Annotated in this window: 18 protein-coding genes; 13 read left to right on the plus strand and 5 right to left on the minus strand. The window is 67.9% G+C overall.

Annotated elements, in window-relative coordinates; all coding sequences use genetic code 11:
- The first annotated feature begins 66 nt into the window (after positions 1-66).
- A complete protein-coding gene (locus EJP67_RS18060; protein ID WP_126023090.1) occupies positions 67-705 on the plus strand; it encodes a TetR/AcrR family transcriptional regulator in 639 nt (212 codons plus the stop codon).
- Here the strand turns inward: EJP67_RS18060 and EJP67_RS18065 are convergent.
- Genes EJP67_RS18065 through EJP67_RS18080 form a run of 4 tightly spaced genes read right to left on the minus strand, consistent with a single transcriptional unit; the run spans position 689 to position 4,767 of the window.
- On the minus strand, positions 689-1,726 hold the full coding sequence (locus EJP67_RS18065) for a VWA domain-containing protein (protein ID WP_126023091.1): 1,038 nt from the start codon (positions 1,724-1,726) through the stop codon (positions 689-691). The two genes, EJP67_RS18060 and EJP67_RS18065, sit on opposite strands and share 17 nt — an antisense overlap.
- Complete coding sequence (locus EJP67_RS18070) at positions 1,723-2,712, minus strand: DUF58 domain-containing protein (protein ID WP_126023092.1); 990 nt, start codon at positions 2,710-2,712, stop codon at positions 1,723-1,725. The genes EJP67_RS18065 and EJP67_RS18070 overlap by 4 nt, the downstream gene beginning before the upstream one ends.
- The gene (locus EJP67_RS18075; protein ID WP_126023093.1) at positions 2,693-3,712 is read right to left on the minus strand and encodes an AAA family ATPase; all 1,020 of its coding nucleotides are present in this window, start codon (positions 3,710-3,712) and stop codon (positions 2,693-2,695) included. The genes EJP67_RS18070 and EJP67_RS18075 overlap by 20 nt, the downstream gene beginning before the upstream one ends.
- A 44-nt stretch (positions 3,713-3,756) precedes the next feature.
- Complete coding sequence (locus EJP67_RS18080) at positions 3,757-4,767, minus strand: S1C family serine protease (protein ID WP_126023094.1); 1,011 nt, start codon at positions 4,765-4,767, stop codon at positions 3,757-3,759.
- Positions 4,768-4,864: 97 nt separating this feature from the next.
- Here EJP67_RS18080 and EJP67_RS18085 point away from each other — a divergent pair, with 97 nt between their 5' ends.
- From EJP67_RS18085 to EJP67_RS18115, 7 genes are all read left to right on the plus strand, one after another.
- Positions 4,865-5,725, plus strand: a complete 861-nt coding sequence (locus tag EJP67_RS18085; RefSeq protein ID WP_126023095.1) for a TatD family hydrolase — start codon at positions 4,865-4,867, stop codon at positions 5,723-5,725.
- A gap of 132 nt (positions 5,726-5,857) precedes the next feature.
- Positions 5,858-6,277, plus strand: coding sequence for a hypothetical protein (locus EJP67_RS18090; protein WP_126023096.1), 420 nt, complete (start codon positions 5,858-5,860; stop codon positions 6,275-6,277).
- Between the two features lie 101 nt (positions 6,278-6,378).
- Positions 6,379-6,912, plus strand: coding sequence for a DNA-deoxyinosine glycosylase (locus EJP67_RS18095; protein ID WP_126023097.1), 534 nt, complete (start codon positions 6,379-6,381; stop codon positions 6,910-6,912).
- 12 nt (positions 6,913-6,924) lie between these two features.
- Complete coding sequence (locus EJP67_RS18100) at positions 6,925-7,701, plus strand: class I SAM-dependent methyltransferase (protein WP_126023098.1); 777 nt, start codon at positions 6,925-6,927, stop codon at positions 7,699-7,701.
- Positions 7,702-7,717: 16 nt separating this feature from the next.
- Positions 7,718-9,514, plus strand: a complete 1,797-nt coding sequence (gene tfpB, locus EJP67_RS18105; RefSeq protein WP_126023099.1) for a type IV pilus assembly ATPase TfpB — start codon at positions 7,718-7,720, stop codon at positions 9,512-9,514.
- Between the two features lie 136 nt (positions 9,515-9,650).
- Entirely contained in the window at positions 9,651-10,139 is a 489-nt protein-coding gene (locus EJP67_RS18110) for a tripartite tricarboxylate transporter TctB family protein (protein WP_019654302.1), read from the plus strand.
- A 19-nt stretch (positions 10,140-10,158) separates the two neighbouring features.
- Positions 10,159-11,670, plus strand: coding sequence for a tripartite tricarboxylate transporter permease (locus EJP67_RS18115; protein ID WP_126023100.1), 1,512 nt, complete (start codon positions 10,159-10,161; stop codon positions 11,668-11,670).
- A gap of 193 nt (positions 11,671-11,863) precedes the next feature.
- On the opposite strand, the gene EJP67_RS18120 is transcribed toward EJP67_RS18115, so the two are convergent.
- A complete protein-coding gene (locus tag EJP67_RS18120) occupies positions 11,864-12,790 on the minus strand; it encodes a LysR family transcriptional regulator (protein WP_126023101.1) in 927 nt (308 codons plus the stop codon).
- 99 nt (positions 12,791-12,889) lie between these two features.
- Here EJP67_RS18120 and EJP67_RS18125 point away from each other — a divergent pair, with 99 nt between their 5' ends.
- The 5 genes from EJP67_RS18125 (at position 12,890) to EJP67_RS33635 (ending at position 19,218) form a co-directional block, all read left to right on the plus strand.
- Entirely contained in the window at positions 12,890-13,861 is a 972-nt protein-coding gene (locus EJP67_RS18125) for a Bug family tripartite tricarboxylate transporter substrate binding protein (protein WP_126023102.1), read from the plus strand.
- A gap of 131 nt (positions 13,862-13,992) precedes the next feature.
- A complete protein-coding gene (locus EJP67_RS18130) occupies positions 13,993-15,606 on the plus strand; it encodes a gamma-glutamyltransferase family protein (protein WP_126023103.1) in 1,614 nt (537 codons plus the stop codon).
- 40 nt (positions 15,607-15,646) lie between these two features.
- A complete protein-coding gene (locus EJP67_RS18135; RefSeq protein ID WP_126023104.1) occupies positions 15,647-16,603 on the plus strand; it encodes a DMT family transporter in 957 nt (318 codons plus the stop codon).
- Positions 16,604-16,639: 36 nt separating this feature from the next.
- Positions 16,640-17,431, plus strand: a complete 792-nt coding sequence (locus EJP67_RS18140) for an SDR family oxidoreductase (RefSeq protein ID WP_126023105.1) — start codon at positions 16,640-16,642, stop codon at positions 17,429-17,431.
- Between the two features lie 32 nt (positions 17,432-17,463).
- The gene (locus EJP67_RS33635) at positions 17,464-19,218 is read left to right on the plus strand and encodes a DUF5672 family protein (protein ID WP_165909644.1); all 1,755 of its coding nucleotides are present in this window, start codon (positions 17,464-17,466) and stop codon (positions 19,216-19,218) included.
- The last annotated feature ends 8 nt before the right edge of the window (positions 19,219-19,226 follow it).

Raw genomic sequence — 19,226 nt, forward strand, 5'->3', positions numbered from 1 at the left:
CGAGCTTCGGGCAAGATCGCGCGTTGCCTTCAACCCCAACACCGAAGAACCCAGGAACACGAACCGATGCCGCGTGGAAGATCCGCCACCTACGAGGACCAGCGTGAATTCATCCTCGCGCAGGCCGCCCAGCTGTTCGCGCGCAGCGGCTATCCCGCCACCTCGATGAACCAGGTGGCCGAGGCCTGCGGCCTCTCGAAGGCCACGCTCTACCACTACTACAAGGACAAGAGCAGCCTGCTCATCAGCATCGCGGAAACGCACGTGTCCAAGCTTGCGGCGCTGGTGGCCGAGGAAGAAGCCTCGACGCACACCGACGAGGAGCGCCTGCGCCGCTTCATCTACCGCATCGTCGAGGAATACGCCGGCGCCCAGGACGCGCACCGCGTGCTGACCGACGACGTGCGCTTTCTCGAAGAGGCCGACCGCGAGCGCGTGCTCGACAAGGAACGCGAGGTGGTCGCGGGCTTCGCGCGCGCGGTGTCGGCGCTGCGCCCCGGTGCGCCCAGCGACGACCTCGCCAAGCCGCTGACCATGCTGCTCTTCGGCATGATCAACTGGATGTTCACCTGGATGAAGCCCGACGGCCGGCTCGACCACGCGGCCATCGCGCCGATCGTGGCCGACCTGTTCCTCGGCGGCATCGGGGCGGTGAAGTCGCCCGAGGCGCCGGCGGCCCCCCGCGGCGCTAGAGAATCCGGTTGAACCAGAGCAGCGAGAGCCCGGCCGACAGCAGCGTCAGCACGGCTGCGCCCAGCGCGAAGAGCGCCGAGATCTCGGTTTCCTTCTTCTCCACCGTGAGCTTGGAGCTCAGCGTTTCGTAGACCTTCTTCAGGTCGTTCGCGGTGCCGGCGTAGAAGTATTCGGCGTTTGTCTTGTTGGCGATGGCCTTGAGCGTGTCCTCGTCGAGCCGCACGCGCATCGACCAGCCTTCGAAGCCGATGGTCTCGCCGTCGACCGTGCCCACGCCCACCGTGTAGATGCGCACGCCGCGGTCGGCCGCGGCCTTGGCCGCATCGAGCGGGTCGACGCCGGTGGTGCGCTGGCCATCGGTCAGCATGATGACCGCGGCCGAGGTGAACGAGCCCGGCGCCACCGGCGTGAACTCCTTGAGCTTCTTCTCGTTCTGGTCGATGGCCGCACCGCGCTGGCGGCTGGGCGAGCTGAACTGCTCGACGTCGATGCCCGCGTCGGGGAACAGCGTGGCCAGCGACACCACGATGGCGTTGCCGGTGGCGGTGGCGCGCTGCAGCTGGAAGCTGTCGATGGCGGTCACCAGGTCTTCATGGTTGGTGGTGGGCAGTTGCGCCACCTGCGCGCTGCCCGCGAAGGCGACGATGCCCACCTTCACGGTGCGCGGCAGGTCCTTGATGAAGCTCTTGGCCGCCTCCTGCGCCGCCACCAGCCGGTTGGGCTGCACGTCGGCCGCGCGCATGCTGCCCGATACGTCCATCGCCAGGATGATGGTCTGCTGGTTCGACGGCAGCACCACCACCGCCATCGGCCGCGCCGCGGCCACCAGCATCGCGGCCATGGCCAGCAGGAACAGCAGGGGCGGCAGGTGCCGCCGCACGCTCTGCCCGGCGCCCATGGCTTCTCGCACGATCGACAGGCTGGCGTAGCGCACCGCCAGCTTCTTCTTGCGCCGCAGCAGCCAGAGGTAGAGCAGGATCAGCAGCGGCAGCGCCGCCAGCAGCCAGAGGAATTGAGGCCAGAGAAAAGTCATGCTGCCACCGCCTTCAGGCCAGCCTGGCCGATGCGCGCGCGGCGCTTGCGCAGATCGGCGAAACGGACGATGGCTTCCACCAGGTCGTCATCGGTCGAGAGTTCGAGCGCGTCGACACCGGCCCGGGCCAGCGCCTCGCGCAATGTGTTCTCGCGCTCGGCCGCCAGCCGGGCGAAGCGCTTGCGGAAGCCCGCGTCGTGGGTATCGACCCACAGCTGCTCGCCGGTCTCGGCGTCGCGCAGCGGCACCAGGCCGAGGTCGGGCAACTCCAGCTCGAGCGGATCGAACAGGCGCACCGCGACCACCTCGTGGCGCTGCACCAATTGGCCCAGCGGGCGTTCCCAGCCGGGTTCGCTCAGGAAGTCGGACACCACGAACACGGTGGAGCGCCGCGGCATCAGCGTGGCGGCCGACTTGAGCAGGTCGGCCAGCCGCGTCATGCCTTTCTGCGCAGGCTCGGCGCCAGCCTTGCCGGCGCGCTTTTCCATCGCGTGCAGCAGGTGCAGCACATGGCGCCGCCCGCTGCGCGGCGGGATCACCGCTTCGAGATCGCTGCCGTAGACCAGCGCGCCCACCCGGTTGCCGTGCCGCGTGAGCAGCCGCGCCAGCACGCCGACGAAGCCCGCCGAGATCTCGCGCTTGGCTTTCAGGCCCGAGCCGAAGTCGACCGAGCGGCTCAGGTCGAGCACGAACCACGCGGCCATCTCGCGGTCTTCGGTGAACACGCGCACATGCGGCGTCTGCAGCCGCGCGGTGACGTTCCAGTCGATGTGGCGCACGTCGTCGTGGTGCTGGTATTCGCGCAGGTCGGCCAGGTCGAGCCCGGTGCCGCGCATCAGCGTGCGGTAGTCGCCCTGCAGCAGGCCGTCGAGGCGGCGGATCACGGTCCACTCGAGCCGGCGCAGCGCGCGTTCCGCCCCGCCGGCTTCGATGGCGAGCCGGTCGTCGTTGGCGGCCGCGGGGGCCTTACGCCACCAGCTTTTCATGTTCGAGCGGCTTGGGAGGAGCGGGGACTGCGCGCATGATCTTCTCGACCAGGCTGTCCGGCGTCAGGCCTTCGGACAGGCCTTCGTAGGAAAGCGTCACACGATGGCGAAGCACGTCGGGCACCAGCGCCGTCATGTCTTCCGGCAGCGCGTAGCTGCGGCCGCGCAGCAGCGCCAGGGCGCGCGCGCCCTCGGTCAGGCTGATGCTGGCGCGCGGGCTGGCGCCGAAGGTGATGAAGCGATGCAGGTCCTTCAGTCCGTGCTTCTCGGGCGTGCGCGTGGCGGACACCAGCTTCACCGCATATTGGATGAGCGACGGGTCGACATACACGCGCCGCGCCTCGGCCTGCAACGCCGCGAGCTGCTCGGTGGTGGCGACCGGCGTGGCGCTGACCGGCGGGCCGATCACGCGCTGGACGATGACGAATTCTTCCTCGTCGCTCGGGTAGTCGACCAGCACCTTCATCATGAAGCGGTCGACCTGCGCCTCGGGCAGCGGGTAGGTGCCCTCGGTCTCGATGGGGTTCTGCGTGGCCATCACCAGGAAGGGGCGCGGCACGCGGTGGGTCTCGCCGGCAATGGTGACCTGGCGCTCCTGCATCACCTCGAGCAGCGCGCTCTGCACCTTGGCCGGCGCGCGGTTGATTTCGTCTGCCAGCAGCAGGTTGGCGAACACCGGGCCCAGCGAGGTGCTGAAGTCGCCGGTCTTCTGGTTGTAGATGCGCGTGCCCACCAGGTCGGCGGGCACGAGGTCGGGCGTGAACTGGATGCGCTTGAACTGCCCGCGCACGGTATCGGCCAGCGTCTTCACCGTGAGCGTTTTCGCCAGACCCGGCACGCCTTCGACCAGCAGGTGCCCGCCCGCGAGCATGGCGACCATCACGCGCTCCAGGAAGCGGTCCTGCCCGACGACCACGCGCTTCACCTCGTAGAGGATCTGCTCCATCAGTTCGGCCGTCCCGGCCGGCGTGGGGTTGGCGGTGGTCTCTGCTGTGCTCATGCGAAGGGCTTTCGAGAGGAAGGGAAGAGAAGAAAGAAGATCGTTCAGAACGGCGGTGAACCCGCGGCCGATGCCGCGTTCTCGATGGGCACCGCGAAGCCGATGCCGATGAAGGTGCGCTGCTGCGTCGGGTTGAGGATGGCGGTGACGATGCCGAGCACCTCGCCATCCATGTTGATGAGCGGTCCGCCCGAATTGCCGGGGTTGGCGGCCGCGTCGAACTGGATCAGGTTGCCCAGTTCCTGCTTGCCCTCGGGCGAGCGGAACGAGCGCTTCAGGCCCGACACCACGCCGGCCGACACCGAGGGCCCGATGCCGAAGGGAAAGCCCACGGCCGCCACCTGGTCGCCGGGGCGCAGGTCGGCGGTGGAGCGCATGGTGGCGGGGATCAGGTCGTCGGGAATCTTCTGCGCCTGCAGCACCGCGAGGTCGTTCTCGGGCTGCACGCCGGTGATGGTGGCGGGCGCCTCCAGGCCGTCGTAGAAGGTGACCTTGATCTTGTCGGCGCCGGCGACCACGTGCAGGTTGGTGAGGATCACGCCCTTGTCGACGATCACCACCCCCGTGCCCACGCCGCGCTCGAACTCGCCCGGCGCGCCGCCGTCGTTGGGCGCCTCGGGCGGCTTGCCCTTGGCCATGTTGCGCCCGCGCTTCTGGGTCTTGGCCTCGGGCGTGTTCTTCTCCTCGCCGTAGCTCACCACCCGCACCACCGAAGGCCGGATGATGTCGGCCGCCTTGGCCGCGGGCGAGGGCAGGGTGTTGGTCTGCAGCGTGCGCAGCACGGCCGCGTCGATGTCTTTCTGGGTGAGAACCTTGGTGCCAGGGCGCGGCGCCCAGAGCACGGCGCCGGCGACCATCGCGGCCGAGAGCACGACGAGCAGCGCGAAGCTGCGGCGTCCGGGCTGCCAGCCTGCTTTCCTGACAGGAGTTTCGGGAGGTACGGAGCCCCCGCCGGCCGTCTCGGGCGATGCCGGCGCATCCGCCCGTTCGGCCGCCTCGTCTGCGGCCGGTGGCTGCGTGCGGGGCGAACGGCTGTAGAAAGCGGGCCTGCGCATCGGAGTACCTCCGGCTTAAAAAATCGCAATCGCGTGTAGAGGAGTTCACAGTAGCACGCTTTCCGCGCCTGCGCATCCCATCGGGCATCATCGCGCGATGGCTACCTTCATCGATACCCACTGTCATCTGGACGCGCCCGAATTCGGTGCGGAGATGCCGGTGCTGCGCGCCCATGCCGCCGAGCGGGGGGTGGCGATGTGCGTGATCCCGGCCGTGGCCGTCTTCAATTTCGCCACCGTGTGCGAGCTGGCCCACGCGCAGGGCGATGCCTATGCGCTGGGCATCCACCCGCTGTGCACCGGCGAGGCGAAGGACGAGGATCTGCAAACCCTCGACGCCGAACTGACCGCCCGGCGCGACGACCCGAGGCTGGTGGCGGTCGGCGAGATCGGCCTGGACTACTTCGTCGAAGGGCTCGACGGCGAAAAGCAGGAGCGGTTTTTTCACACTCAGTTGCAACTGGCACGCAAGCACGGGTTACCCGTGCTCATCCACGTTCGGCGCTCGGTCGACAAGGTGCTCAAGCACCTGCGGCAGACGGCGGGCGGGCGGTCGTGGCAGGGCATCGCGCACGCCTTCAACGGCAGCGGGCAGCAGGCCGGCGCGTGCATCGAGCTCGGGCTCAAGCTCGGCTTCGGCGGCGCGGTGACCTTCGAGCGCGCCCTGCAGCTTCGGCGGCTGGCCTCCACGCTGCCGATGGAATCGATCGTGATGGAGACCGACGCGCCCGACATCCAGCCGCACTGGATCTACCGCACGCAGGCCCAGCGCGATGCCGGCGAGCCGCAGGGGCGCAACGAGCCGGCCGAGCTGCCGCGCATCGCCGAGGTGGTGGCCGATCTGCGGGGCATCGGCATCGATGCGCTGGCCGAAGCGACCACTCGCAACGCGGTCGCGGCGCTGCCGAAGCTCCAAAGTCTGCTGTCCGTGTCGGATGGCCGGAAACCCCTCGCGTAGGCCGATGCCCCGAGTTGCGTCCGGGCGTGCCAAGGGCCCGTTTTTGCTGTCATCCTTGAAGTTCGAAGTGGCGTTGGTTGTGCAGTGGCACATCCGTCACTCCCATACTTCACTCAAAAAAGGAGTTCTTTCATGACCAAGTCCTTTGTTCGTACCGTTCCCGTCGTCGTCGCCCTGGCGCTGGCATCCATCGGCCTGTCGGCCGTTGCGCAGACCGCAGCCACCACCGAGCCATCCACCACCGAGAAGGTGAAGGAAGCCGGCAAGGATGCGGTGAACGCCACCGAGCGCGGCGCGGAGAAGGCCTGGGACGCGACCAAGAGCACCACCAAGAAGGCCGTGAACGCTACCGAGCGCGGCTCCAAGAAGGCCTGGAACGCGACCAAGCGCACCACCAAGAAGGCAACCAACGCCACCAAGAACGCCGCCGCGAAGACCGGCGATGCCGTCGAGAACGCCGGCCACAAGACGGCCGACGGCATGCGTTCCACCGGCAAGGCGATCGGCGAGAAGATCCCCGGCACGGCCGAGAACGAAGCCGCCAAGAAGTAAACAGTTCCGGAACCCTTCCGGATTTCGCGAAAGAACCCGCTTCGGCGGGTTTTTTCATGGGCGCACGGGGCACTCGCCCGACAGTGGCACGATTGCCGACCATGAACCCCTCCGCCGCATCCACGGCCGCCGCGAGCCCGTTGCTCACGGGGCTCGCGCCCATCGTCTCGCCGGCCACCGTCGTCCTGATCCTGGGCAGCTTTCCGGGAGTGAAGTCGCTCGAGCGGCAGCAGTACTATGCACACCCCCAAAACCAGTTCTGGAAGATCCTGCAAGCCGTGTGGCCCGACATCCCCTTGCCCTCGGGCGCCGACAGCTACGGGCCGCGCTGCCGGTGGCTGCTCGACCGCGGCCTGGGCGTGTGGGACGTGTACGCGTCCTGCGAGCGCGAGGGCAGCCTCGACTCGGCCATCCGCGCGCCCGTGGCCAACGACATCGCCGGCCTGCACCTGCCGAAGCTCGCGGCCATCGCGCACAACGGCGGCGAGAGCTTCAAGCATGCGCGCCACACGCGCGCGCTGGGCGTGCCGGTCTACCAGCTGCCTTCCACCAGCCCCGCCAATGCGTCGTGGAGCTTCGAGCGCAAGCTCGCGGCCTGGCGCGAAGTGCTGGCTGCCCACAAACTAGTCGCCTGACCCGCTGCATCGATGGCATCGAGCAAAACTCCTGTTTCCCTCCCTGAAGTCAACTTTTCCGACTGGGGCGACATCCGCTATCTGCACCTGGGCACCGAATGGGTCCAGGGCTCGATGAAGCTCGATGCGCCCTTCGAGATCGAGCTCGAGTACGTGCAGCGCATGATGGCCTGGCTGCTCTTCGCCGACCCCAAGAGCGTGGCCGGCCGCCATGCCATGCAGCTCGGCCTGGGCGCGGCCACGCTGACCAAGTTCAGTCGCAAGATCCTGCGCATGCGCACCACCGCGATCGAGCTCAATCCGCAGGTGGTGTCGGCCTGCCGCGGCTGGTTCAAGCTGCCGCCGGACGATCCGAAGCTGCGCGTGGTGATCGCCGATGCCGCGGCCGAGATCCGCAAGCCCGAGTGGCATGGCACGGTCGACGCGCTGCAGGTCGACCTGTACGACCACGAGGCCGCCGCGCCGGTGCTCGACAGCGAGGACTTCTACGCCGACTGCCGCGCGCTGCTCACGGAAGACGGCTGCATGACGGTCAATCTCTTCGGCCGCTCGTCGAGCTACGAGCGCAGCCTCGAGAAGATTTCCTCCGCCTTCGGCGCCGATGCCGTCTGGGCCTTCAAGCCGACGCGCGAAGGCAACACGGTGGTTCTCGCGCAGCGCACGCCGAGCCGCCCGAAGCGCGAGGCGCTTGCCGAGCGCGCCCAAACGATCCAGACTCGCTGGGGCTTGCCCGCACCCAAATGGCTGCGGGTCTTCAAGCCGCAGAATCCGACATTCACCCGAACCTGAACCCGACCCACGGCACATGAGCGCTGTACCCGCTGCTTCCGCCCCCGCCCCGCTGGCCGCGCGCCACGAAGGCCCGCTCGACCTGCGCCGCCTGATCGAATGGCTCGCCGCCGATGGCGTGATTTCCCCGCACGAGGCCAAGCGCACCATCGCCCGCTGCGCACAGGCCGAGAGCCGCCAGGCGCCGCTGGTGCGGCTGGCCAACGTCGCCATGACGCGCGAGAGCGACAACAAGCCGCTCGACCTCGAAATGCTCACGCAATGGCTCGCGGGCCGCGCGGGCCTTTCCTACCTGCGCATCGATCCGCTCAAGGTCGACGTGGGCAAGGTGGCCGACACCATGAGCGCCGCATATGCCGAGCGCCACAAGGTGCTGCCGGTGCAGGTGCTGCCCAACGAGGTGGTGGTGGCCACGGCCGAGCCCTTCCTCACCGACTGGATCGCCGAGGTCGAGCGGCAGGCGCGCCGCTCGGTGCGGCGCGTGGTCGCCAACCCGGCCGACATCCAGCGCTACACGGCCGAGTTCTTCGCGCTCGCGAAATCGGTGCGTGCCGCGCAGAAGGCCGGCGGCAATGCCAGCACCACGAGCTTCGAGCAGCTGGTGGAGCTCGGCAAGAGCAACAAGCAGCTCGACGCCAACGACCAGAGCGTGGTGCAGGTGGTCGACTGGCTGTGGCAGTACGCCTTCGACCAGCGCGCGAGCGACATCCACCTGGAGCCGCGCCGCGAGCAGGGTGTGATCCGTTTCCGCATCGACGGCATCCTGCATCCGGCCTACCAGATGCCCATGGGCGTGATGAACGCGATGGTCGCGCGAATCAAGCTGCTGGGCCGCATGGACGTGGTCGAGAAGCGCCGTCCGCTGGACGGCCGCATCAAGACCCGCAACATGCGCGGCGACGAGATCGAAATGCGCCTGTCGACGCTGCCGACCGCCTTCGGCGAGAAGATGGTGATGCGGATCTTCGACCCCGACACGGCGGTGAAGGACCTCGACGCGCTGGGCTTCGCGCAGCACGACGCGCAGCGCTGGGAACAGCTCGTCACGCGCCCCAACGGCATCATCCTGGTGACCGGGCCCACGGGCTCGGGCAAGACCACCACGCTGTACTCCACCCTCAAGCGCGTGGCGACGGAAGAGGTCAACGTGAGCACGGTGGAGGACCCGATCGAAATGATCGAGACCTCCTTCAACCAGACGCAGGTGCAGCCGCAGCTCGACTTCGGCTTCACCGAGGGCCTGCGCGCGCTGATGCGGCAGGACCCGGACATCATCATGGTCGGCGAGATCCGCGACCTCGCCACCGCCGAGATGGCGGTGCAGGCCGCGCTCACCGGCCACCTCGTGTTCAGCACGCTGCACACCAACGACGCGCCGAGCGCCATCACGCGGCTGATGGAACTGGGCGTGCCCTCGTACCTCATCAACGCCGTGATGCTGGGCGTGCTCGCCCAGCGCCTCGTGCGCACGCTGTGCCCCAACTGCAAGCAGCCCGACGACACCGTCACGCGCGAGAAGCTCGAGGCCATCGTCAAGCCCTGGCAGATCACCGGCTCGGTGCGCGCCTACAAGCCGGTGGGCTGCGTCGACTGCCGCATGACCGGCTACATGGGCCGCATGGGGCTGTACGAACTGCTGAGCGTCAGCGAGCCGTTCAAGAGCCAGGTCACGAAGGAGCCCAACCTCGCCGGGCTGCGCCGCCAGGCCGTGATCGACGGCATGCGGCCGCTGCGGCTGGCCGGCGCGCTGCGCGTGGCCGAGGGCGTTACCACCATCGAAGAGGTGCTGAGCGCCACGCCTCCGCTGGAATGATCCGCCCCGGTTCCAGCCCCGGGAGCGACTGATGCTCCCGGGTTATCCCTAGGACTTTGGTTAGTGGAATCCACATCGGCCTGACCGGAAGCTGACTCGACAATCCCGCATCGAAATTTGTTCGAGGAGACTGTTCGTGAAGATCAAGAGTCAGAAAGACTTTTTCTCGGGTCTGATGTTCACGGTGGTGGGCGTGGCGTTCGCATGGGGCGCCACCACCTACACCGTGGGCACCGGGGCCCGGATGGGACCGGGTTACTTCCCGTTGATGCTCGGCATCCTGATGGCCCTCATCGGCCTCGGGATCATGTTCACCGGGCTCAGCGTCGAGACCACCGACGGCGAGAAGATCGGCAAGTGGGCCTGGAAGCAGGTGGTGTTCATCCTCGGCGCCAACCTCGCCTTCGGCGTGCTGCTCGGCGGCCTGCCGAGCATCGGCGTTCCGGCCATGGGCATGATCATCGCCATCTACGCGCTGGTGATCATCTCCAGCCTCGCGGGCCACGAGTTCAAGCTGCCCAGCGTGCTGATCCTGGCCACCGTGCTGGCCGTCGGCAGCTACGTCGCCTTCATCTGGGCGCTCAAGCTCCAGATCCAGGTCTGGCCGACCTTCATCACCGGTTGAGAAGAAAGCCGACCACATCATGGAATTGTTTGAACACCTCTCGATGGGTTTTGGCGTTGCCTTTACCTTCACCAACCTGCTGTACTGCCTGATCGGCTGCATCCTGGGCACGCTGATCGGCGTGCTCCCGGGCATCGGCCCCGTCGCGACCATCGCGATGCTGCTGCCGGCCACGTACGCGCTGCCGCCCGTGTCGGCGCTGATCATGCTGGCCGGCATCTACTACGGCGCCCAGTACGGCGGCTCCACCACGGCCATTCTGGTCAACCTGCCGGGCGAATCCTCGTCGGTGGTGACCGTGATCGACGGCTACCAGATGGCGCGCAAGGGCCGCGCGGGTCCGGCGCTCGCCGCCGCCGGCCTGGGTTCGTTCTTCGCTGGCTGCGTCGGTACGCTGATCCTGGCCGCCTTCGCGCCGCCGCTGACCGAGCTGGCCTTCAAGTTCGGCCCCGCCGAATACTTCTCGCTGATGATCCTGGGCCTGATCGGCGCCGTGGTGCTGGCCTCGGGCTCGCTGCTGAAGGCCATCGCGATGATCGTGCTGGGCCTGCTGATGGGCCTGGTCGGCACCGACGTGAATTCGGGCGTGGCGCGCTACAGCTTCGACATTCCCGAGCTCACCGACGGCATCGGCTTCGTGGCCATCGCCATGGGCGTGTTCGGCTACGGCGAAATCATCGCGAACCTCTCGCGCCCGGACGACGAGCGCGAAGTGTTCACCGCCAAGGTTTCGGGCCTGTTCCCGACCAAGGACGACTTCAAGCGCATGATTCCCGCGGTGCTGCGCGGCACTGCGCTGGGCTCGGCACTGGGCATCCTGCCCGGCGGCGGTGCGCTGCTGGCTGCCTTCGCTGCCTACACGATCGAGAAGAAGACCAAGCTGAAGGCGGGCGAAGTTCCCTTCGGCAAGGGCAACATCCGCGGCGTGGCGGCTCCCGAGTCGGCCAACAACGCCGGCGCGCAGACCTCCTTCATCCCGCTGCTGACGCTGGGCATTCCGCCCAACGCGGTGATGGCACTGATGGTGGGCGCGATGACCATCCACAACATCCAGCCGGGACCGCAGGTGATGACCAGCAACCCCGAGCTGTTCTGGGGCCTGATCGCCTCGATGTGGCTGGGCAACGCGATGCTCATCATCCTGAACCTGCCGCTGATCGGCATGTGGATCAAGCTGCTGTCGGTGCCCTACAAGTACCTGTTCCCGGCCATCGTTCTGTTCTGCGCGATCGGGGTGTACTCGACCAACAACAACACCTTCGACATCTGGATGGTGGGCATCTTCGGCCTGGTGGGCTACACCTTCTTCAAGCTGGGTTGCGAGCCTGCGCCGCTGCTGCTGGGCTTCATCCTGGGCCCGATGATGGAAGAGAACCTGCGCCGCTCGCTGCTGCTGTCGCGTGGCGACTGGAGCGTGTTCGTGACGCGCCCGATCTCGGCGAGCCTGCTGGCCGCGGCAGCCCTGCTGCTGATCATCGTGCTGCTGCCGGCCGTGAAGTCGAAGCGCGAAGAGGCCTTCGTCGAAGACTGATCCTTTACGCTCTGCACGACGGCGCCTTCGGGCGCCGTTTTTGTTTTGGGGGAGAGGATTCGGACAGCCGAACGCAGAAGTCGCGAAAGTTTCGCAGAGGTCGCACAAGGAAGACCGAAGAAGTTTTCATGGTTTCTTCCGCGACCTTCTCGTGATTTTTGTATTTCTTCTGCGTTCGGCTGTCCGCTCCCCTTCAGAGCTTGCCCGCGCGCGGCGGCTTCATGTGCTGCCGCGCCATCGCCAGGAAGGCCATCGCCGCCGGGCTCAGCGGATGCTTGGCCAGCCGGATGGCGACCACCGGGTACTCCAGCACGGGCCGCGTCACGCCCACGGCGCGCAGGTTGCCGGGCATCAGCACTTCCACATAGCGCGGCGCCAGCGCCACGCCCGCGCCGGCCTGTATGAGGCCGAAGGCGGTGGACAGCATCGAGACGTGGTGCACCACCTGCGGATACACGTTGGCCACGCTCGCCAGCTGGCGGCTCACGGCGCGCCACACGTTGGCGTCGGGGTTCACGTGAATGAAGGGCAGCCCCTCCAGATGTCTGGCCTCGACCGATTCGTGCTGGGCCAGCGGATGGTCGTCGCGCACGAAAAGGGCCATGCGCTCGGTGAAGAGCGGCTCGGTCGCCAGCTCGGAATGCTTCTGGCCGATGTCCGAGCCGAAGCCCAGGTCGGCCTCCTGCGAGAGCACGCGCGAAATCATCTGCTCGGCCGTGCTGTCGAGCAGCGTGGCCGCGAGCGTGGGGTGCTTCTGCGAGAAGCGGCCCAGCAGCGGCGGCAGCAGGGCGCCCGCGGTCAGGTGGCCCACGGCCAGCACGATGCGGCCTTCGCGCAGCTGCGACTGGGAGCGGCAGGCGCCGACCGAGTCGTCGATCAGCCGCAGCGCGCGCACGGCGGTGTCGACCATCATCTGGCCCGCGTTGGTCATGCGGATGCGGCGCCCGCGCACCACCAGCGGCTGCGCCAATTCTTCCTCGAGCCGCTTGATCAGGTGGCTGATGGCGGGCTGGGTGAGCTGCAGGGCCTCGGCCGCCAGCGTGAAGCTGCCGGTTTCGGCCACCGCCGCCAGCGCCCGCAGCTGCTGCAGCGAGATCTCTTCGGCTGGGGCTCGTGTCATAAACGGCATTGATAGTTGAATAAGCCAAATTATCTGGCTTGATGCGCCAGCGGTGCATAGCATGCTCGGTTCCCACTGGCACAGAATTCTTTCCCGCACATGAAACGCCTCCAGTTCATCCAGGTGCTCGCCGTCGCGCTCGGCATGGCCGCCTCGTCCGCCAGCCTGGCGCAGGGCTATCCGAACAAGCCGATCCGGCTGATCGTTCCGTTCCCGGCCGCGGGCGCCACTGATCTCTTCGCCCGCACGCTGGGGCAGAAGATGGGCGACAAGCTGGGCACCACGCTGGTGGTGGACAACAAGCCCGGCGCTGGCGGCGCCATCGGCTCCGACCAGGCCGCCAAGGCCGCGCCCGACGGCTACACCATCCTGCTGGCCACCACGAGCACGCACGCCATCGGCCCCGCGATCAGCAAGCTGCCCTACGACACGGTGCGCGACTTCACGCCGATCGCGCACGTGGGCGACGCGGCCAGCATCATGCTGGTGCCGGTCAATTCGCCCGCGAAGACGGTGCGCGAGTGGATCGACTACGCGAAGAAGAACCCCGGCAAGCTCAACTACGCATCGAGCGGCAACGGCACCATCGTGCAGCTCACGGCGGAGCTCTTCAAGGCGCAGGCCGGCGTGTTCGTCACGCACATTCCCTACAAGGGCACGGCGCTGGCCATTCCCGACCTGATCAGCGGCAAGGTCGACGTCCTGTTCGACTCGCTGCCCACCGGCATGCCGCACGTGCGCGACGGCCGCCTGCGCGCGCTGGGCGTCACTTCGCTCAAGCGCAGCCCGCTGGCGCCAGAGCTGCCGCCCATCGCCGACACGCTGCCGGGCTACGAGTCGAACACCTGGTTCGGCTTCTACGGTCCGAAGAACCTGCCGGCGGACATCGTCGCGAAGATCAACAAGGCCGCCAACGACGCGCTGGCCGACCCCGAGGTCAAGGAAAAGCTGGCACGCCTGGGCATCGAGCCCGCCGTGCCGGGCACGCCGGACCAGTTCGCGAAGATGGTCGCGACCGACGCCGCCAAGTGGAAGAAGATCGTCGTGGAACGCAAGATCACCAACGAGTGACAGGCTCGCCCCCAGTCTTCGCGCACTTCGTGTCGCTTCGCCAACCCCCTGCCGGGGGCAACACCAGAGGCCCGGCAAAGCCGGTTCCTCGGTGTTTCCCGAATTGTTCACGCCATCCTTGAAAGCACGGTATGAAGTTCGATTACGCCAATCCCTATCTCTCCACGCGCATCCCGATCTTCGCGCGCAACGTGGTGTCGACCTCGCACCCGCTGGCTTCGCAGGCCGGCCTGCGCATCCTGCAGCAGGGCGGCAACGCGGTCGACGCGGCCATCGCCACCGCCGCAGTGATGACGCTGGTCGAGCCCGTGAGCAACGGCCTGGGCAGCGATGCCTTCTGCATCCTGTGGGACGGCAAGGAACTGCACGGCCTCAACGCCTCGGGTCCCGCGCCCAAGGCCTGGACGCCCGAGTACTTCAAGGCCAAGTACGGCGCCGATGCCGCCACGCCGCCGATGCGCGGCATCGACTCGGTCACGGTGCCGGGCGCGGTGCGCGGCTGGGTGGCGCTGAGCGAGCGCTTCGGCAAGCTGCCCTTCGCCGACCTGCTGGCGCCGGCCATCGACATCGCCGAGCGCGGCTACCTCGTGCCGCCGGTGGTGCAGGGCAAGTGGGCCGCGGCCACGCCGATCCTGCAGTCGCAGCCGGGCTTCGCCCAGACCTTCCTGCCCTGGGGCCGCGCGCCAGAGGTGGGCGACATGTTCCGCTTCACGGCCGCCGCGCGCGCGCTCAAAGCCATCGCCCGCACCAAGGGCGAGGCCTACTACAACGGCGAGATCGCCGAGGCGCTGGCCAGGTTCTCCGCTGAACAGGGCGGCGCGCTCACCGTGGCCGACCTCGCGGCCTACCAGCCCGAGTGGGTCAAGCCCATCTCGCGCGACTACCGCGGCCACACGCTGCACGAGATCCCGCCGAACGGCCAGGGCATCGCGGCGCTGATCGCGCTGGGCATCCTGGAGAAGTTCGACATCGCCTCGCTGCCGGTCGACTCGGTGCAATCGCAGCACCTGCAGATCGAGGCCATGAAGCTGGCCTTCGCCGACGTGTACCGCTACGTGTCGGAGCGCAAGACGATGGAAGTGACCACCGAGCAGATGCTCGACGACGCCTACCTGGCCTCGCGCGCCCGCCTCATCGACCCGAAGAAGGCACAGGACTTCAAGGCCGGCAACCCCGTGAAGGGCGGCACCATCTACCTCACGGCCGCCGACGAGAGCGGCATGATGGTCAGCTTCATCCAGAGCAACTACATGGGCTTCGGCTCGGGCTGCGTGGAGCCCGAATACGGCATCAGCCTGCAGAACCGCGGCCACGGCTTCAGCCTGAAGGCGGAGAGCCCGAACGTGGTGGCGCCGGGCAAGCGGCCGTTCCACACCATCATCCCGGCCTTCCTCACCAAGGACGGCCAGCCGGTCATGAGCTTCGGCGTGATGGGCGGCAACATGCAGCCGCAGGGCCACATGCAGACGCTGGTGCGCATGCTCGACTACAGGCAGAACCCGCAGGCCGCCTGCGACGCGCCGCGCTGGCGCTTCAACGCGGGGCTGGAGATCAACGTCGAGGCCGCGATGAACCCGGCCACGGTGCAGGGCCTGCGCGAACTGGGCCATCACCTGGAAGTGATCAACGACTCGTACCAGGACTTCGGCGCCGGCCAGTTCATCTGGCGCGCGGGCGAACCCTCGGTGGAAGGCTACGTGGCCGCCAGCGACCCGCGCCGCGACGGCGTGGCGGCGGGGTACTGAGCGCAAGCCAGGGGTTTGCGCTTGCCGCGATGATCGGGGGATGAACAAGACAGCCGCGTCGGCAGGCATCTCCCCCGCACCTTCCCGCGATGCCGCCAGGAAAGGCATCGCCACCGGCCTGGTGCTGGCCACGCTGGGCGCCATCGCGTTCAGCGGCAAGGCCATCATCGTCAAGCTCGCGTACCGCTACGGCGTGGACGCAGTCACGCTCATCATGCTGCGCATGCTGTTCGCGCTGCCGCTCTTCGCGCTGATGGCATGGTGGGCCGGGCGCGGCAAGCCGGCGCTCACAGGGCGCGACTGGATCGGCGTGATCGGCCTGGGCTTCTCGGGCTACTACCTCGCGAGCTTCCTGGACTTTGCGGGGCTGGCCTACATCTCGGCCAGCTTCGAGCGGCTGATTCTTTACCTCAACCCCACGCTGGTGCTGTTCTTCGGCTGGCTGCTCTATCGGCGCCACCCGACGCGCCCGCAGGTGCTGGGCATGGTGGTGAGCTATGCCGGCGTGCTGCTGGTGTTCGGCCACGAACTCTGGACCGGTGGCGGCGGCAAGGGCGGCGGCGCGGCGGCCTGGGGCGCTTTCCTGGTGTTCCTGAGCGCGGTGAGCTACGCGGGCTATCTCGTCTACAGCGGCGAGTTCGTCAAGCGGCTGGGGTCGCTGCGGCTCGTGGGGCTGGCGACCACCGTGGCCTGCGTGCTGTGCATATTGCAGTTCGTGCTGACGCGGCCGATGAGCGTGGCGATGGCGGTGGCGCCGGAGGTGGTCTGGCTGTCGGTGCTCAATGCCACCCTGTGCACGGCGGTGCCGGTGCTGATGGTGATGATGGCCATCGAGCGCATCGGCCCCGCTATGGCGGCGCAGACCGGCATGATCGGGCCGCTGTCGACCATCCTGATGGGGGTGGTCATACTCGGCGAGCCGTTCACGCCGTGGATCGCGGCGGGTACCGTGCTCGTGATTGCGGGCATTTTCGTTTTCACGCGCAAGGGGCGCTGAAGCCCCTGGCGCTTTTGTTTTCACTGGAGCAAGAACATGGATCTGGGTATTGCAGGCAAGACCGCGCTGGTGTGCGGCGCGAGCAAGGGGCTGGGCTACGGCTGCGCCGAGGCGCTGGTGCGCGAGGGCGTCAACGTGGTGATCGTGGCACGCGGCGCCGAGGCGCTGGAAGCGGCCGCGAAGAAGCTGGCCGAGGCGGCTGGCGCTTCGGGCCCCTTCGTCAAGCACGTGGCGGCCGACATCACCACCGAGGCCGGCCGCGCCGCGGTGTTCGCGCTGGGCCATGACTTCGACATCGTCGTCACCAATGCCGGCGGCCCGCCGCCCGGCGACTTCCGCAACTGGGACCGCGAAGCCTGGATCAAGGCGGTCGATGCCAACATGCTCACGCCCATCGAGCTCATCAAGGCCACGGTGGACGGCATGGCCAGGCGCGGCTACGGCCGCATCGTCAACATCACTTCCAGCTCGGTGAAGTCGCCCATCGACATCCTGGGCCTGTCGAACGGCGCGCGCAGCGGCCTCACCGGCTTCGTGGCCGGCGTGGCCCGCACGGCGGTGGCGGCGCAGGGCGTGACCATCAACAACCTGCTGCCGGGTTCCTTCGACACCGACCGCCTCAAGGGCACCATGGCCGGCGCCGCGCAGAAGTCGGGCCAGGACTTCGACACCGTGTGGGAAGCCCGCAAGAAGAACATCCCGGCCAAGCGCTTCGGCACGCCGGCGGAGTTCGGTGCCATCTGCGCGTTCCTGTGCAGCATGCAGGCCGGCTACATGACCGGCCAGAACATCCTGGCCGACGGCGGCGCCTACCCCGGAACCTACTGAGCGCGGTTCACGAGAGCGACGGGAGGCGCATCGTGAGCAGGGAGTCATTCGAAGAAATAACGCTGGTCTCGGTCACCGGCCTGCCCGACGCGCGCGGCGCGGCGCTGGCGCTGCGGCACAGCCAGGCGCAGATGCCCGGCGCCCGCGCGCTGCTGTGCAGCCCGCAGGCGCCCGACGACCTGCCGCCCGGCATCGAGCATCTGCCGATCGAACCGCTGAACTACCACGAGTACAGCTGGTTCATGATGTTCGCGCTCTGGCGCGTGGTGCAGACCGAGTTCGCGCTCGTGGTGCAGGAAGACGGCTGGGTCGTCAACGCCGCCAACTGGAGCGACGAGTTCCTGGACTGCGACTACATCGGCGCGCCCATCCATCTCGCGAAGATCGACGCGCCCCAGGGCACGTACTGGCGCAACCGTTTCGAGTGGGCCGACGAGCTCGGCAAGCCCGGCCACGTCGTCACGCCGATACAGAACGGCGGCTTCAGCCTGCGCAGCCGGCGCTTCATGCGCGCGCTGGTGGACCATCCGCAGATTCGCGTGGAGATCCCGCCGCCCGACGTGGTCGGCGGCGAGCCGCTGGGGATGCACTGGAATCACAACGCGCTGCTCGAAGACGTGCAGCTCAGCGGCGTGCTGCGTCCCGCGCTCGAAGTCGTAGGCATGCGCTTCGCGCCGCTGGAGCTGGCGCGCGGCTTCGCCATCGAGCACGCGGGGCCGCAGCTGCACCATGGCTACGACGCGATGCGGCTCTTCGGGCATCACGCGAAAGTGCGGCAGCTCGCGAGCCTGTCGCCGCTCACGCTGCGCTCGCTGATTCCGCTGTCGCAGCTCGACGGCTGGTATGGCGAGCGCGACATCCTTCAGATGTTCGAGCGCAACGGCTACCGCATCGAGTTCGCGCAGGAGCCCGAGGCGACGGTGGCAGCAGTACCCGCTCGCAGGGTCTACGACTGCATCACCTACAACGGCGAGGCCGACATCCTCGCGGCGCGGCTGCACGAGCTGTCGGAGGTGGTCGATTGCTTCGTGATCGTCGAGGCCGACCGCACCTTCAGCGGCGAGCCGAAGGCGCTGCGCTTCGATGCCGCCGACCCGCGCATCGCGGCTTTCCTGCCGCGCATCCGCTACATCGCGGTGCACGACATGCCGGTGGTCGACGAGGCAGCCGATGCCGCGGCGGTGGTGGGCGACTGGCATTCCGACACGCCGAAGTCCGGCTTCTGGATACGCGAGAAATTCCAGCGCAATCAGGTCATGCGAGGCCTGCACGATGCGGCGGCGCGCGACCTCGTGATGGTGTCTGACGCGGACGAGATCCCGCGTGCCGAGATCGTCCGCGCGATGCGCGACGAGCGGCGGCACGATGTGTTCGGCCTGTGCCAGGCCTTCTACTATTTCTATGCGAACTACCGCAACGTCGAGGGGCCCGAGGCGTCTTCGGTGTGGACGGTGGCGGCCACGCGCGCAACGCTGGACAGGCTCACGCCCGACCAGCTTCGCATGCGCGTGCGCAGCGGCGCGCAGCCGGCGCTGATCCTGGCGGATGCCGGCTGGCACTTCTCGTACCTTGCGATGAGCGAGGACGCGGTGCGCGCCAAGATCCGGGGCTTCGCGCACCAGGAATACAACTCGCAGGCCTTTCTCGATGCCATCGACATTCCCGCGCTGCTGGCCTCGGGGCGCGATCTCTACGACCGCCCGGGCTATGCCTGGCGCGTGGTGGACAAGGCCCAGGCGCCGCGCTGGATGCGCGAGCAGGCCGACCTGGCGCGGCTCTTCGCCTGAGGGCTGCG

The organism is Variovorax guangxiensis, from assembly GCF_003952165.1.
Classification (GTDB): Bacteria; Pseudomonadota; Gammaproteobacteria; order Burkholderiales; family Burkholderiaceae_C; genus Variovorax; species Variovorax guangxiensis.